The following is a 14,738-nucleotide window of genomic DNA, read 5'->3' as shown; positions in this document are numbered from 1 at the left end:
GCCAAGACCTAATTCCCGACCGTCGATATCAGCTGGTCGACGATGGCCGGTGCGCCGAAGACCAGGCCGATGCCGAGGACGACAGCGCCGGCTGTGAACCAGCTCAGACGCCCGGCGAAGGCTAGAAACCCAAGACCGATGACGGCGATGATGGCGATGAGGCGACCAAACGGACCGGTGATGAAATCGACGACCGCCTGAACGACCGTTTGCAGGGGAGCGAACGCCTGGTTGGTCGCCTGCGCGATGGCGAGGTCCGCCGTGGCGAACTGCAGCAGGGCGAGAGCACCGAGAACGGTTGCGCCGCGCGCCCAACTATTTTGACGATCGAGCAGTACAACAAGCTTCATAGTCGACTCCTTTCGATTCAGAACTGCATGACCCCGCCGATGAACTTCGGCGTTCGTGCGCCGATGACGTCGCTCGCGATTGTGTTGTCGCTGTCCTTTGTCTGATTGCGGCTGCGGCCTGTTCGCTTGACAGGAAAGCCAAGCCCGAGCTGGCGATTGATCACCGAGGCCACGTAGCGGACGGTCTCGGGATAGGCTGGCATGCCGCCGCTGTCGTAGACGGCTTGCTCGCCGGCGTTGTAGGCTGCTGCGGCGATGATCGGGCTTTTGAATTCGTCGAGAAGCGCGCGGAGATAGCGCATTCCAGCATCGATATTGTCGGCGGGGTCGCAAACATTCGTCACGTTGAACCGCTTCGCAGTAACCGGCATCAACTGCATAGGCCCGCGCGCACCCTTGGGGCTGTTGCGGACTTGGTCGAACCGGCTTTCGGTCCACGCGACGGCAAGCGCGAAGTCTGGATCCACACCGTAGCGCCCGGCGCTTTCGACCACCAATGCCTTGATTTCTTCTGCTGACGCTGGCGAGGCACCACAAGGCGGTGAAGAGGCTGAAGCCGATTCTCTACCGGTGCGGACTATTTCGGTTTTAGTTTCCGTCAATGGCGTTAGGGACATCGCTCTTGATCCGATCTGATCTCGCGGTGACAAAAACGAACCATTATAGTTCGCATCCTGGGTACCGCTATTGAATGTTCCCGCGGAAACAACCACGCCTGCACCGTTGATCTCGAACTCCGTCTCTTGTCGCGGCTCACTCCGTGAGCGTGGGAATGCGCTGTCGTAAGTATGTCCGTAAAAACGAGAAATATCAAATTTATCATGGCTTTGAGCTTGCGCCGCAGCTGAATACAGGCACGCCACCGTCGCAATCAAAGTTATCTGGTGCTTGCTGGCCATTAGGCTACCCATGCGTTTTCTACAGCCAAACGATATCAAAAATCGCTTATTGTCAATTCGGAAAATGAACTGTTATAGTTCGAGTAATCGACGAAGCGGCTAATTGCTGGTGTTGGATAAGGATAGGGGATGTCACGAACTCGTTTGGTCCGAACAACGAAAGTCTCGATCGCGACACTGCTTGCGGTGGGGTTCGCGCTCGTGTCTGGCGCCTTTGCTGCCGGCCTTGTCGATCCCGCCTACATCAAGTCTCTTGCCGCGCCGGGAAAAACGGTGCTGGTCGTCGAGTACCATGACGGGAACCAGACCGTCGTATCTCGCAAGGGGTATGCCTCAGCCAGTGGGTTTTATGCCGGTTCGCCGAACGACATAAGCGTCGGCGGCAAGACCACCTTACATCTCTACGGTCTGGAGCCCTGCCAGGGAGAGATGGTGAACCGGAAGGAAAATTTCTCCGGGAGCTGCCAAGCCTTCGGGCAGCAGCAGCTGCAGATCCTTCTCAAATCTCCGATGGTCATCCTCTGCCGGGCGTTTCTTTCCGAGGAGAATGCGGCAACGCAGGACGTGACGTGCTTCGGCTACTACAATCTTCCGGGATCGCTCGACAGTATCGACAATTTCGAAGAGCAGTTGCTGTCACTTGGTGCGCTCCGTCTGGCGAAAAAACCGGATGGGTCGCTGATGCGACCGGACCTGGCGGAGGCTGAGAAGATCGGCCGGCAGGGATTCGGCATGTGGGCCGATCCGAGGACACAGCCATGATGCGAGACGGAACCGTGGCACTCTTGATCATGCTATGCGTCGGCACTGCCTTGGCCGCTCCCGCTCGCGAAATTGAACTCCATCCCGGCGTGACATTGGTCACTGGAGATACCTGGATTGACGGCAAAAGCCGCTATCGGCTCTTCGGTGTCCAGTCGTGCCTGCGCGGAACCTATTTCACAAATGCTGCAGGTCGGCGCCTCGATTGTGGTGACGCATCGATGGCGTTCCTTGCTGCCTTCATCCAGGATACCGGCCCACGCTGCGCACCGGTGGCGACAACGCCCGAACTGTTCTACGTGGTTTGCTCGGCCGCCGTCGGCGATCAAAGGGTAGATCTCGGAACAGCTCTGATCAGTCGTGGCTATGCCTTCGCGGCACTTGGCCAGAACGGGCTCCCCGCCAACCCGGCTTATGCGGTTGCAGAGCATCAGGCGAGAGAATCCAAATCCGGCCTCTGGCGGTTTGCCGACGTTCAGCATCCGTCGCTTGCCCTTGGAAGAGCCGCGACACGGGCGAGGGGGCCATAGCTATGACCCTGCTGAAAGCGTCCGCTCTCGTGCTGGCATCCCTCATTCTCGGCACTGCTGCTGGGCGCAGCGCCGACCTTCCTGCCTCCCCGCCTGCCGTATTTCGCTCACCAGCACCATCTCCGGCCCCTTCCAGAATTGTCGGCAGGGCATCTGTCGTGGACGGCCGAACGCTTTGGTTCCCTCAGTATCGGTTCCAAGTCAGGCTCGCCGGAATCGACGCGTGCGAATTGCCGCAGTGGGTCTTTGATCCGGACACAGCATCCGCGATTGAGGGTCGGTTGAAGCCGGTGCCGTGTGGGTCATTCGCCAAAGCCTGGCTGAAGAGGGCGGTGCAACACAAACGGGTCGAGTGCCGGGCCGAAGGCGTAGGCCCCTTGCTCGTTGGGCGCTGTCTCGTGGGTGGTCATGATCTGGCTCTCGGGCTTCTGAGGTTCGGCTGGGCAAGGAGCGTTCCCGACGCGATCCCCGACAGCGCGTACCTATCGGCCGAAAAGCAGGCCATGGCCGTTCGTTACGGTATGTGGGCACATATGTCCTCGACATGAATGACTGGCGCGCAAGGGCCGTCGACCGCACGGCGAGCCGGCGACCCGTCGCGGACTACAATCTTCTGCGTGAACGGAAATTGGATATTTCTCCGCCATTCGCTGACGCAAGGCGCTTGCCGAGCCGCACCGATCGCTAACCTTCACCGCGGAGACCGGATGGCTACAGGATAGTGCTGCAACATGCAGCTTGGGAGTAGTTTCGGCATTCTTGCATGTCCGCTTGTGATGCTGTGGACGGCTCCTCCGCCGGCATCAAGAGCGGACCTCAGCTTGGCCTATCTCGCATGCCGGCGGAGCCGGCCAAGGTCAAGCCACCGTCCGGTTGAACCGCGTCAGCCTCGCAACGTCCAGCCAAGCAGCAACAGGCCTGTCGCTGCCAGCCAACTGCCAAGCGCTCTCAGAGCAATGAGGGTCCAGCCGTCGCCCAGCGCGAGTGCCACTGCGGAGATTACAATGAACGGAACGCTTACGGCGGATACGCTTCCGAGCAAGAAGAGACTGGTAGAGGACAGGGCCGGCAAATCGTAGGTCGCCGTGGGGCCAAACGCGAGAGCCACCAGGAGGGCCAACGCTCCAACCGCGAGAGGAGCCAGCCTGATCTTCGTCGCTATGGCAAGACCCAATCCCAGGAAGGTCGCAATCGACAGCCAGGGCTGCAGGGGTGCTGCGCCGAAACGAATCCCATAGAGAGCGCCGGCCAGCCATGCCAGCGGGTAAACGATCACTGCCGCGCGCGCGCCAGCCTTGCCTGATAGACCGGCCAGTACCGCCACGCCTGCTACCGCCAACATGCCTTCGACTGAAACGAGGCTGTGAAACAGGCCGTCGAAGAAAGGACCGGAGCCGGTGGCGATCAGATGTGCATCTGCCGGCGACGAAATCGTCGACACGAGCAGTGCGACGGCAGCAGTCGAATACAGGCGTCTGTTCTGCGGCGCCAATCCCATCAGGCGACCGCACTGTAGAAGAAACTAGCGCCGGCGACGGCGACGGCGGCGCCCAGAAGCTGCACCGCCCTTTCGCCGAGCCTCCACCGATGAAGCTCGCCAATCAGGATACCGAGGGCATGAAGAAGCCCGGTCGCGATCACAAAGCCGAGGCTGTAAGCAAGTGGATCGGTCCCTCTTTCCAGTTCGGCCCCGTGGGCGTATCCGTGAAAAATCGCGAACACACCGACGGTAACCATGGCTACCCAGAGCGCGGGTCGAGCCTCCGAGGCGACCGCAAGGCCGAGGACGACCGCCGAAGCCGCGATGGCTATCTCCACGCCGGGCAATGGCACCCCCACCAGCCCGGCGAAGCCACCGAGAGCCATCATCAGCGGGAAGGTGATCGGCAGGAGCCAGATGGCCGGCGCACCCAACTGCGCACCCCAGAGTCCGACCGCGATCATCGCCACGATATGATCCCAACCCGATATCGGATGCTCGAAACCGGATGCAAAACTACCGGGAATGCCGGCGCCGGTGTGGGCCGTCGCGTTCGTAGCCATCACTACCAGGATCGTGGCCGTCGTGAGATATCTGCGCATGACCCGAGTTCCTTCAAACGGCTGTATTGATCAGCCGCGCTGTCAGAGTGATTGTCCAATAGGCCCCCGCCGTACCGACCAGATAGGCCGGCAGCAGTTCGGCGCGGCGCGGAATGACTAGATCAATCGACCGGGCGGCCCAAAGGACCGTGTAGAACAGGGCGACGAAGGCGAGCTGGCCGATTTCGACCCCAAGATTGAAGAACAATAGAGCGAACGGGATATCGGCGGCCGGGAGCCCAGCGGTCGCGAGACCGACAGCGAACCCGCAGCCGTGCAGCAGGCCGAAGCCGAAGGCGATAGCCCAAGGATAGCGGACACCGAACGTTGCCTCTCCACGCGCGGCCTTGACGATTTCCACGCCGAGAATGAGGATCGACATCGCGATCGCAACGTTGAGGGGCGCTTCGGGCAGCCTGATCAAACCGAACGTCGCGGCCGCCAGTGTCAGGCTGTGCGCAACGGTGAAGGCCGTGATGGTCGCTGCAACTCGTCTCCAGCCCTTGACCAAAAGCAGCAATCCGAACACGAACAGGAGATGGTCGATGCCGCCGAGGATGTGGTTGATGCCATGGGACAGGTAGGTTGCCGCAACCTCCAAAGTCCCTTGCGATCTGGGAACGTCGACCCACGGCTTTGACGGATGGACCAGCGTGGTCGAATGGGTGCCATCCGATAACTGCACCCGCACGAGGACGTCGGTGATCGTGGCCTGAAGGCCCACGAACTCGATGCGGTCGCCCGTCAGCCCTTTTGGTCCCGCATCGAGGACGTGACGCTCGATCAGGGAATCGGAGAGTTCCACGGCGCTTGGTTCAACGACGTCGCGAACGTCGTCCGGAAGCCGCAGCACGACCGGCAGGCGCATGCCGGAGAGCACCGGCGTCCGCCACAGCAATTGGTAACGGCCGGGAGCGATCTCATCGATCTGGAGATAGGCGGGCCGAACCTCATGGGCGCGCGCAGCCGCCAGCGGGAGCACCAGCGCTGCAAGGAGGGCGATCATGGCGGTGCGGAGCCAAGGCCGAGGTTTTGACCGGGCGCTCATTCTGGGGCGGGTTCCATCGAGGCGACCGGTGTCCGAGGTGCCAGCAGGCTTCTCAAGTCGACCGATTCGAGTGGGGGAACCACGACCTTGTAGTGCGCGCGCAAAGCGTCGAACGTGGTGCGTTTGACCTCGCTCTGCTTTTGATCCAGCCATGCGGTCTTGACGTTGGATTTGACTTCTTCGAATGCGGGGACCCGGCGCGGCTGGATGGCGTCAACGAAAACGAGATGCCAGCCATAGCCGGATTGGATCGGCCCCTGCCATACGCTCGGCTTCAACTGAAACAGGGCCTTGGCGAAAGGCGGACCGAACTCCCTGGCCACCTGCTCGGGCGTTCGTTCGGCGTAGTAGTCCTGGAACATGAATGGGTCTGCGAAGCCCACCAGTTCGGAAGCATCGGCCGGCTTTCCGGCAATCGTGGCAAGTGCCGCGTCAGACCTCTCCCGCGCACCCGGCCGATCCAGGGCGAAATACAGGTGCCGAAAAGTCGCTCGCGGAGGCAACGCAAAACGATCGGCATTCTGGGCGTACCATTTCGCAAGCTCGTCGTCGCTCGGCGCCTGCAATGCGGCAATGTCCTGAGCGAGGAAATTCATCTTCTGCACCAATCGCCGCTTGATGATCTCGTCGTCCTTGTCGAGGCCGAGCGCCACGGCTTCGCGGGACAAGATTTCTTCGCTGACCCTCTCGTCAACCAGTTGGCGCATCTCGGCGGTGGAAGGTGGGGGGCGCCCTTGGGCAAGCCAGCTCACGGCCAATTGGCGCAGATCGTCCTCGGTCAGCGTGATCTGTTTGGTGCGGTCGACTTGACCGCTGGCCGGGTTCAAAATTTGGTAGACGACGAAGAGGAGCGATGCGGCAAAAAGGAAATGGAAGAGCGGTTCGCGCGACCAGCGGCGAATGCGGGAGGGCCCTTTCTCGCCTGATTCCCTTGGGCTGTCAGCATCTTCAGGCGAGTACCCTAACGGCTCTGACATGAACTCGCCCCCCAAAGATCAAACGCTTTACTGCAAGGCTGCCTTCGCGGCCGCGGCTCGCTGCAGATAGTTGACGACTGCGAACTGGGAGGCCGGGTCTTTCACCGCATCCGAGGCAAGAAGTGCTGCGTATTCGGTCGCGGCACCCCAGTAATTCCAATCGGCGAGCTGCTGCGCGACGAAGCCGGCCATCGCGGGACGCTCCCTGATAAAGGCGAGATAGGCGTCGATCACCTGTTCGCGGGATATGGTGCCATTCGCCTCGCCATGCACATTGAGCGCGAGCAAGGCGGCTTCGATCTCGGGCATCGTCCGCGTATGATCGGCAAAATACGTCGCTTCGACCCAAGCAATGCGCGACGGCCCGCGCAACTCGAGGTCCGCGCCGATCATCGCGGCGAGGTTCGTGGCGTCATGCGACGTTCCTGCCACTCCCATCCTTTGCTCAAGGCGCTCCGCGTCGTCCGGGCCGCCGACGAACCCGAGCACGAGGGTATAGACGGCTCGGCGCGAGGCAAGCTTCGGATCGTTCAGCCAGCCCTCGACCGTTCCCGCATCGACGTGCGAGCGCACCGTTTCCAGGGCCTGGTAAGGAGCGTGAGCGAGTTCTTGCCAGGCAATCTGTGCGATCAGCGCATCTGGACTTTCGAGGCGCGGAAGAACAAGTGAAATACACTGCCGCGAGCCGGCCTCGTTCAGCACCGTCGACGGCTGCAGTCTCTGCGGCCAGGTTGCACGACGAAGCTCGCCGCTCGTCCGGTAGGTCGCAATCAGTTGCCGCAGCCAATCCGCGTATTCGATCGGCATGGTCCCCAAAGCGGTCCATTGCGGATTGAGCGCGTAGTGGATGAGCAGGCACGGATCGCACCCGGAGGGGACGGTTCCGTCGGAGGCCAGCACCGGGTCTACAATTGTTGCGCTATCGGCATCATCCCCCTTGATGGCGGAAGCGATCCGGAAGTGGGTCGTGGACCCGCCCCACCGGGCAATCACGACCCGGTCGGCTGTGTTGAGCTGCTGACCGATCGTCACCATCTGCTTGGCCGCCTCATAACAGAGAGGGCACGCGATCGCGGTTGCAACGGAACTCACGAAGACAAGTGCGCTCAGCACAGGCCTAAGCCACCGCACTGAAGGAATTGGCACCTGCCGTTCGGAGTTCATCAAAGTCTCCTCACTGGAGCACCGCGTTGCCAGGGGATAGCGGATTCAACTCCTTGATTTCGGGAATGATCTCGTAGTTGACGTAGCCGAACTCGTTGCTGCGCGCCCCGTAGACCTTGTCCCCGAGCTTGTATGCAGTGACTTCGATCGGCGTGCCGGCGAGCACGGTCACGAGCTTGCCGTCGTTGATATAGTACGGCGAAGGCGTGCCGAGATAGCTCGCCGCTGCCGCATCGCCCGTGGCGCTGGGCATCAATGTTTGGCGGCCGACATTGTCCGCCAGGGCTTGTCCCTGGTTCTGATCCAGTTTCGACGTGAAATAGCTTGGGTCGATCGGCGCCAGCGTCTGCGTGGCGTTGGCAGTGCCGGAAGCGCTGTACGTGATCCGGAACTTCGTACCGGTCACGTTGTTCTGCAGCCAGGGGGTCTTGTCGACAATCAGTGCCTTCAACTCGGCATCGTCAAGAGCGACCGCGCCAGCTTTCTTGATATCATCGACCGTAGGCCCGGCCTTGGCGAGTTTGTGGGTTTCGGGCGCGGGCGTGTACCAGATCGGCGAGCTCCATGCTCGCTCTTGGACAGTGGTCGGCGCTACGTCGGGCGGCGCGATGCCGAGTTGGGCCGCCTGGATGGTAGTCCAGCGCGGCGTTGGAATTTCAAGCACGCGGGCGTAATAGAACGCCGGAGTACTCTGGTCGAACTCAGGGTCCGTCCAAACGGACTTCAGTTCGACGGCGCCGATGCTGTTCGTGTACGTGCCCTTTTCCAGGTCGACCGTGGAGCCGATCGGCGGCACGACACCGGTCCACTTGTCGGGTGTCCGGTCCCCGGCCCAGGCGACGTCGAAGACTTTCTCGAAGCTCTGACCGCTCTTGGCCCAGCCCTTGACGATCTGGATACGGTCAAGGTTGCCCGACGTCGGGTCCTTGACCGCCCATACTGCGAACGCTGGCGGCTTGTCCCCGGCGGGCGGAGGCGTGAGATCACCGCCCATGGGAACGCCCTGCGCATAGGCGGCCTTGAGCCAGTCACGGTCCTTGATCCAGTCCGGCGTCGACTTCCAGAAATCGTGCCGCTGGTCGGCAGTCTGTCCTTCAGCATAGTTCCAGCCACCGAAGACCCGGACCTTGATGTGAGGGCCGCTGACCGCGAAAGTCTCCTTGCGCTTCATAGCGTTGAAGATCGACTCGCGCGTGTTCTCCTCCGCCCACACTCCTGTCAGTCCCGCCGGGTTCTCAAGTCGGGGATCCATCCCGGCAAACATTGTGCCCGACATGCGCTTCTCGATCGTTCCATCGAGACTGGCATGGCCGCCGAAGAAGTTGTCCTGGCGATAGGGTGCGCCGGTATTATGTGAGTCGGAAGCTGCGCCGAACCCGAACTTGTATGGGTTGAATCCTTTTGTGTCTTCCAGCACTAGGCCATCCTTCAAGGCCTGGCGAGCATAGCTGCCGATGATATGGGGAATCCGGCCCTCGGGATTGCTGAGGAGGTAGGTGAAGATCTGGTATGTCGCGAACTCGTCGGTGGGGGACAGCAACGGATGCGTCTCCGACGCTCCCTTAATTTGCTTAATCTCGATAAGGGGCTCGTTGCGCATACGATCTTCGGCGTATGCCCTGTCAATCGGTCGTCCGTTCACATCGATCTCGGTCGGATACATGCGTCCGTCTGAGAGATTGGCATTATGCGAGATGGCCAGGAGGTCGTTGCCCTGGCTGCGCTGGTCGTCCATCCATTTCCATAGGTCTGATGGAATGTCCGAATCCAACGCGCTGAAGGGCGCGGCCGGTACGTGTGCACAATCCTTGAAGAAGACATTGCGGTGGAGATTCATGTTGTTCGGCATGGACGTCCACTCGTAGGAACAGAAGGCAGTGAACTTGCCGGGCTCGTTGGCCTTGTTCGCAAAATCGATGTTCTCTCCCCACACCGTGTGTGCGATCTCGGGGCTCAACAACGCCTTGATCTTTTCGCCGGCGAGCAGCTTGAGGGCGTAGAGGTAGACACGCGAAACTTCCTCCTGGCTGTTGTTCTTGAGTATGAGCGGTTCCGCGGCCGACATCTTGTTGATGGCCGAGCCGGGGTCATTGGCCAGCCTGACGACGCCAACATATTCGGAGTGGTCGGTGACGCCTGCGAAATCAAGCGGCGTGTCGATCCTGATGTCGTATCCGAGCGGGTGCTTGATCGGCTCGCCCTTGAAATACTTGTAGGCGTCGCCGGGATCGGTCATCCGATTTCCGAACAGCCAGGCGTCTAAAGAATAACTGGTATGAACGTGGGTTTCGCCGAAATAGGCGTCACGAAGAGGATTTCGCTCCTGGGCCGCCGCAAGCGAGGTGCTGGCAAGCAGCAGAGCATAGGAGCATGCCACAAACTTGGTCCGATTCATGTCGAATCTCCCTCATCCGGTTTGTACGCCTAGCGACAATCGTGTCGCCTATCTCCCCAGGCTTTTTCGTCGAGTGGACGTCAATCCCGTCCCTCGGGTCCGAAGGGATTCATCTCCTGTACGTCTGGAATGATCTCGTAATTGGCGTAGCCAAACTCGTTGCTGCGCGCCCCGTAGTACTTGTCTCCCAGCTTGTAGGGGGTGACCTCGATCGGTGTACCGGCAAGCACGGTAACGATCTTGCCGTCATTGATGTAGTAGGGCGACGTTATGCCGAGATAGCTCGCTGCCGCTGCGTCACCGACCTCGCTTGCCTGAACCGCACCGCGCCCGACGTGATTGATCTGGCTCTGGCCCTGGTTCTGCCCAAGCTTCGCCGTCAGATAGCTCGGGTCGATCGGCGAAAGCGTCTGCGTCGCGTTGGCGCTCCCCGACCCGCTGTAGGTGATCTTGAATTTGGTGCCAGTGACGTTGTTCTGCAGCCAAGTCGACTTGTCGACGATCAATTCCCTGATCTCGGCGTCGCCGAGCTGGACGGCGCCCTGCTTCTTCAGTGCCTCGACGGTCATGCCGGGCTTGGCCTGCTTTTGCATCTCTGCGGACGGCGAGTACCAGATCGGCGAACTCCATGCCCGCTCCTGGATGGTTGCTGGCACGACATCAGGAGGCGCTATGCCCAGTTGGGCCGCCTGGATCGTCGTCCAGCGCGGCGTCGGAATCTCGAGCACGCGGGCGTAGTAGAAGGCCGGAACGTGCGGATCGAACTCGGGATCGGTCCACACGGTTTTCAGTTCGACAGCGCCTATCGTGTTCGTGTACGTGGCCTTTTCGACGTCTGCCGTCGAGCCGATCGGAGGCACAACCCCGGTCCACTTGTCTGGCGTCCTGTCACCTGCCCAGGCGACGTCGAAGACTTTCTCAAAGCTCTGCCCGCTCTTGGCCCAACCCTTGACGATCTGAATACGATCGAGATTGCCAGAGGTGGGGTCCTTGACCGCCCAGATGGCGAACGAAGGCGTCTTGTCGCCAGAGGGCAAGGGGGCGAGGTCACCACCCATGGGCACACCCTGAGCGTAAGCGGCCTTTACCCAGTCGCGATCCTTGATCCAGTCGGGCGTTGATTTCCAGAAATCACGCCGCTGGTCGGCGGTCTCGCCGTCCGCGTAGTTCCAGCCGCCAAAGAATCGAACCTTGATATGAGGTCCGCTGACCGCAAAGGTCTCCTTGCGCTTCATGGCGTTGAATATCGACTCGCGGCTATTCTCCTCTGCCCACACGCCGGTGAGGCCTGCAGTTCCCTCGAGCCTTACGTCGAGGCCGCCCCAGACGTTGCCCGCCATGCGGGTCTCGATGGTTCCGTCGAAATTGGCGTGACCGCCGAAGAAGTTATCCTCGCGATAAGGGACACCGGTATTGTGGGAATCCGCGGCTGCTCCGAAGCCGAACCTGTAAGGGTTGAAGCCTTTTGCATCCTGGAGCGCGAGACCGTCCTTCAGAGCCTGGCGGGCATAGCTGCCGATGATATGAGGGATGCGGCCCGCAGGGTCGCCGAGCATGAATGCCAGGATCTCGAAGTTTGCGAACTCGTCATTGGGCGACAGCAGCGGATGCGTCTCAGATGCTCCCTTAAGCTGCTTTATCTCGATCAACGGTTCGTTGCGCATCCGGTCTTCGGCGTAGGCTTTGTCGATCGGGCGCCCCTGAAGGTCGACTTCGGTCGGGTACATGCGTCCGTCTGAGAGATTGGCGTTGTGCGAGATCGCCAGTAGGTCGTTGCCCTGTTGGCGTTGTGAATCCATCCACGTCCAGAGGTCCGATGGGTCCGCAGAATCGAGCGAGCTGAACGGCGCTGCCGGCACGCGAGCACAATCCTTGAAGAAGATATTGCGGTGGAGGTTCATGTTGTTGGGCATGGACGTCCACTCATAGGCGCAGAATGCTGTGAACTTCCCCGGCTCGTTGGCCTGGTTGGCGTATGCGACATTCTGCTCCCACACCGTGTGGGCAATCTCTGGGCTCATCAGCGCCTTGACCGGCGGACCGCGCATGATGTGGTTGAGCGCGTACAGGAAGACGTCATTGGCTGCTTCCGTACTATCGTTCTTGAGGATCAGCGGTTGAGCCGCCGCTATCTTGCTGACAGGCGAATTGGGCTCGTTGGCCAGCTTGATCACCCCGACATATTCGGAGTGATCTGTGACGCCTGCGAAATCCAGCGGCGTGTCGATCTTGATGTCATAGCCGAGTGGATGCTTGATCGGTTCGCCTTTGAAATACTTGTAGGCGTCGGCGGGATCGGTCATCCGGTTGCCGAACAGCCAGGCATCCGCCGACCAGCTCGTGTGAACGTGAGTTTCCCCAAAATAGGCGTCGCGGAGGGGATTTCCCTCCTCTGCAGTCGCAATTGCCGTGCTGGCAAGCAGGAACGCGTAGGTAGCCTTTACTATCGCCGTTCGAGTCATGCGGAACCTCCCTCATGGGTGCCGCACTGATGTGCGACTGTCAGCGCTGTTCGAAGACCAACTGTATTGGGAATGCTACCGGAGCTTATCGCGGCAAAATTGCGCTGGTATTGCGTCGGAATAATGGCTGTCCCAGCCCCTCAAGTGGCCGGTCGAAACCTTGGTCAATGAAGGGCCGCCATGGGCGGAAAGCGGTCATGGTCGGCTGAGAACTTCCGCACTTGAGGCAGCCGTGCCGAGAGCGGACCGTCCGGTTCCGGCCCCCAAGTGGAAATAATTTCCGGCTTGCGCTCCCATATCGGTCACAGAGGTCGTGGTCGCCCCTGCCTGAAAGCAGACATCACATGGATTTTTAGGCGACGGCATTTACGCGCCATGTGTGGACGGTATATGGACCCCGCCCGATTGCAACAGATTTGGCGAGATGGGATTGCTGGTCACAACTGCTGACGTATATCCGGCTTCCTGATGCAGCGCGGATATCGTCGCTGCGAGCCACGATGGGTTTTCGCTCGCTTCCACCTCAATGCCCCGAAGACATTGGCACGACGCCATGCCGGTCCACACATCAGGCTCGGAAAGCGACGGGAGTGACCGTTTTTCATCTCCTGCCGTTTGCTGCAATTGTCAGGCGTGTATCTCCATTTTTGATATGCTCTCGTCAGGCAGCGCTTCCCACGGATCGTTGCATTTCATAGTTCTCATTCCCAGAAAGCATCGCCCATACGATCCGAGCGTTCTTGTTGGCGAGGGCGACCGCGGCGACATTAGGATGACGTCGGAGACGAAGCTTGCCAAGCCAAACACTGCGCGGATCTTGTTTGCCGCCAGCTCGGGCCAAGGCCGCTCTGGCACCGTGAATCAGCAATGTGCGCAGATAACGATCTCCTCGTTTGCTGATCCCAAACAAACGCTGACGACCGCCACTTGATTGCTGTTTAGGTACCAAACCCAGCCAGGCTGCAAACTGCCTTCCATTTTTGAACGATGATCGGTCGCCAACAGCTGCAACCAGGGCTGTTGCCGTGACCGGTCCAATACCCTCGATCTTGCCAAGGCGCTGGCATTGTTCGCTGTCGCGGAAGATCTCTCGTAACCGAAGATCGAATGACTTGATTCGAGTATCCAGTTCCGTCAGTTCCACATGTAATTCCCGCATCAGCGACCGGAGCAGGTCACCGAGTTCCTCGGCGCTGTCACCAACGATTTCCACCAGGCGTCTACGAAGCTGCGCGATGTCGCGGGCAACAACAATACCATGCTCAGAAAGCAGACCTCTGATCTGATTGACGAGCCGCACACGATCACCAATGAGCCGCTGGCGGATCCGATGGACGGCCTGCATCGTCAGCTGATCGGCCGACTTCGGTGGGACAAAGCGCATCGACGGTCGACTAATGGCTTCACAGATCGCTTCCGCATCATTCTGATCGTTTTTATTCGATTTGACATAAGGCTTTACAAATTGCGGACTGATGAGCCGAACCTCATGCCCCAGCGCCTTCAACGTTCTCGCCCAATAATGCGCGCCATTCGAAGCTTCCATACCAATCAGGCACTTCGGCAGGTTAGCAAAGAACGTAGAGACGGCATCTCGTCGCAACCTTTTGCGCAGGACCACCTTGCCATGAATGTCCACGCCGTGAACCTCAAAGACGTATTTGGCTAGATCGAGACCAATCCGAACGATCGACATGGTAATCCTCCTTCTAGTCCATTTCGGAGTTGTGAAGGCTGCGCCCGATGGCGGGCGGGGTCCATACCATTGCTCCGGGTTGGCAAGAGGTTTTTGACTTTTTGCACGCTGCTGGTCGGAGCTGCCATGTGTCCGGCCTTTGAATGCGGCGCAGAACAGGGCCGCTGGCCATAATGCTCTCCGCAGATTGGGTCCCGGTCAATAGCTCGCGCTCGAAGCGCCTGGCGCATAGTGGGTTGTCCCTTCCCTTGGGCCGACTGACATAGGTGCGTTATAAGTCTCCTGCTCTTTTACCAACGACGTTCACGACATAGCGTCGTGTTTTCAGGCTCCGGCTAGGACCGGTGTTATTCGATAGGGTTCGTTACGGCTC

Annotated in this window: 12 protein-coding genes; 2 read left to right on the top strand and 10 right to left on the bottom strand. The window is 60.0% G+C overall.

Annotation, left to right across the window (positions count from 1 at the left end):
• Positions 1-8: 8 nt before the first annotated feature.
• Positions 9-350 (bottom strand): TrbC/VirB2 family protein, encoded by a 342-nt coding sequence (locus tag HGP14_RS27795; protein WP_168833098.1) that lies wholly within the window; start codon positions 348-350, stop codon positions 9-11.
• A gap of 17 nt (positions 351-367) precedes the next feature.
• A complete protein-coding gene (locus HGP14_RS27790) occupies positions 368-1,249 on the bottom strand; it encodes a lytic transglycosylase domain-containing protein (protein WP_168833097.1) in 882 nt (293 codons plus the stop codon).
• Between the two features lie 129 nt (positions 1,250-1,378).
• On the opposite strand from HGP14_RS27790, the gene HGP14_RS27785 reads away from it, so the two are divergent.
• The gene (locus HGP14_RS27785) at positions 1,379-2,011 is read left to right on the top strand and encodes a hypothetical protein (RefSeq protein ID WP_246704620.1); all 633 of its coding nucleotides are present in this window, start codon (positions 1,379-1,381) and stop codon (positions 2,009-2,011) included.
• On the top strand, positions 2,011-2,541 hold the full coding sequence (locus HGP14_RS27780; RefSeq protein WP_168833187.1) for a thermonuclease family protein: 531 nt from the start codon (positions 2,011-2,013) through the stop codon (positions 2,539-2,541). The genes HGP14_RS27785 and HGP14_RS27780 overlap by 1 nt, the downstream gene beginning before the upstream one ends.
• 883 nt (positions 2,542-3,424) lie before the next feature.
• On the opposite strand, the gene HGP14_RS27775 is transcribed toward HGP14_RS27780, so the two are convergent.
• From HGP14_RS27775 to HGP14_RS27740, 8 genes are all read right to left on the bottom strand, one after another.
• Positions 3,425-4,039: a HupE/UreJ family protein gene (locus HGP14_RS27775; RefSeq protein ID WP_168833096.1), complete on the bottom strand. Its 615-nt coding sequence runs from the start codon at positions 4,037-4,039 to the stop codon at positions 3,425-3,427.
• Positions 4,039-4,623, bottom strand: coding sequence for a HupE/UreJ family protein (locus HGP14_RS27770; RefSeq protein WP_168833095.1), 585 nt, complete (start codon positions 4,621-4,623; stop codon positions 4,039-4,041). The genes HGP14_RS27775 and HGP14_RS27770 overlap by 1 nt, the downstream gene beginning before the upstream one ends.
• 13 nt (positions 4,624-4,636) lie before the next feature.
• Positions 4,637-5,671: a HupE/UreJ family protein gene (locus tag HGP14_RS27765; protein ID WP_246704618.1), complete on the bottom strand. Its 1,035-nt coding sequence runs from the start codon at positions 5,669-5,671 to the stop codon at positions 4,637-4,639.
• A complete protein-coding gene (locus HGP14_RS27760; protein ID WP_168833094.1) occupies positions 5,668-6,648 on the bottom strand; it encodes a peptidyl-prolyl cis-trans isomerase in 981 nt (326 codons plus the stop codon). The genes HGP14_RS27765 and HGP14_RS27760 overlap by 4 nt, the downstream gene beginning before the upstream one ends.
• Positions 6,649-6,675: 27 nt before the next feature.
• Complete coding sequence (locus HGP14_RS27755; RefSeq protein WP_168833093.1) at positions 6,676-7,812, bottom strand: hypothetical protein; 1,137 nt, start codon at positions 7,810-7,812, stop codon at positions 6,676-6,678.
• Positions 7,813-7,822: 10 nt separating this feature from the next.
• Positions 7,823-10,207: a DUF3604 domain-containing protein gene (locus HGP14_RS27750; RefSeq protein WP_246704617.1), complete on the bottom strand. Its 2,385-nt coding sequence runs from the start codon at positions 10,205-10,207 to the stop codon at positions 7,823-7,825.
• 80 nt (positions 10,208-10,287) lie between these two features.
• Positions 10,288-12,669, bottom strand: a complete 2,382-nt coding sequence (locus HGP14_RS27745) for a DUF3604 domain-containing protein (RefSeq protein ID WP_246704616.1) — start codon at positions 12,667-12,669, stop codon at positions 10,288-10,290.
• Between the two features lie 661 nt (positions 12,670-13,330).
• On the bottom strand, positions 13,331-14,365 hold the full coding sequence (locus HGP14_RS27740; RefSeq protein ID WP_168833092.1) for an IS110 family transposase: 1,035 nt from the start codon (positions 14,363-14,365) through the stop codon (positions 13,331-13,333).
• Positions 14,366-14,738 lie beyond the last annotated feature (373 nt).

Source organism: Rhizobium sp. P32RR-XVIII, assembly GCF_012641395.1.
GTDB lineage: Bacteria > Pseudomonadota > Alphaproteobacteria > Rhizobiales > Rhizobiaceae > Rhizobium.
Note: the sequence above shows the minus strand (reverse complement) of the source record. Positions and strands in the feature narration are given on the sequence as shown.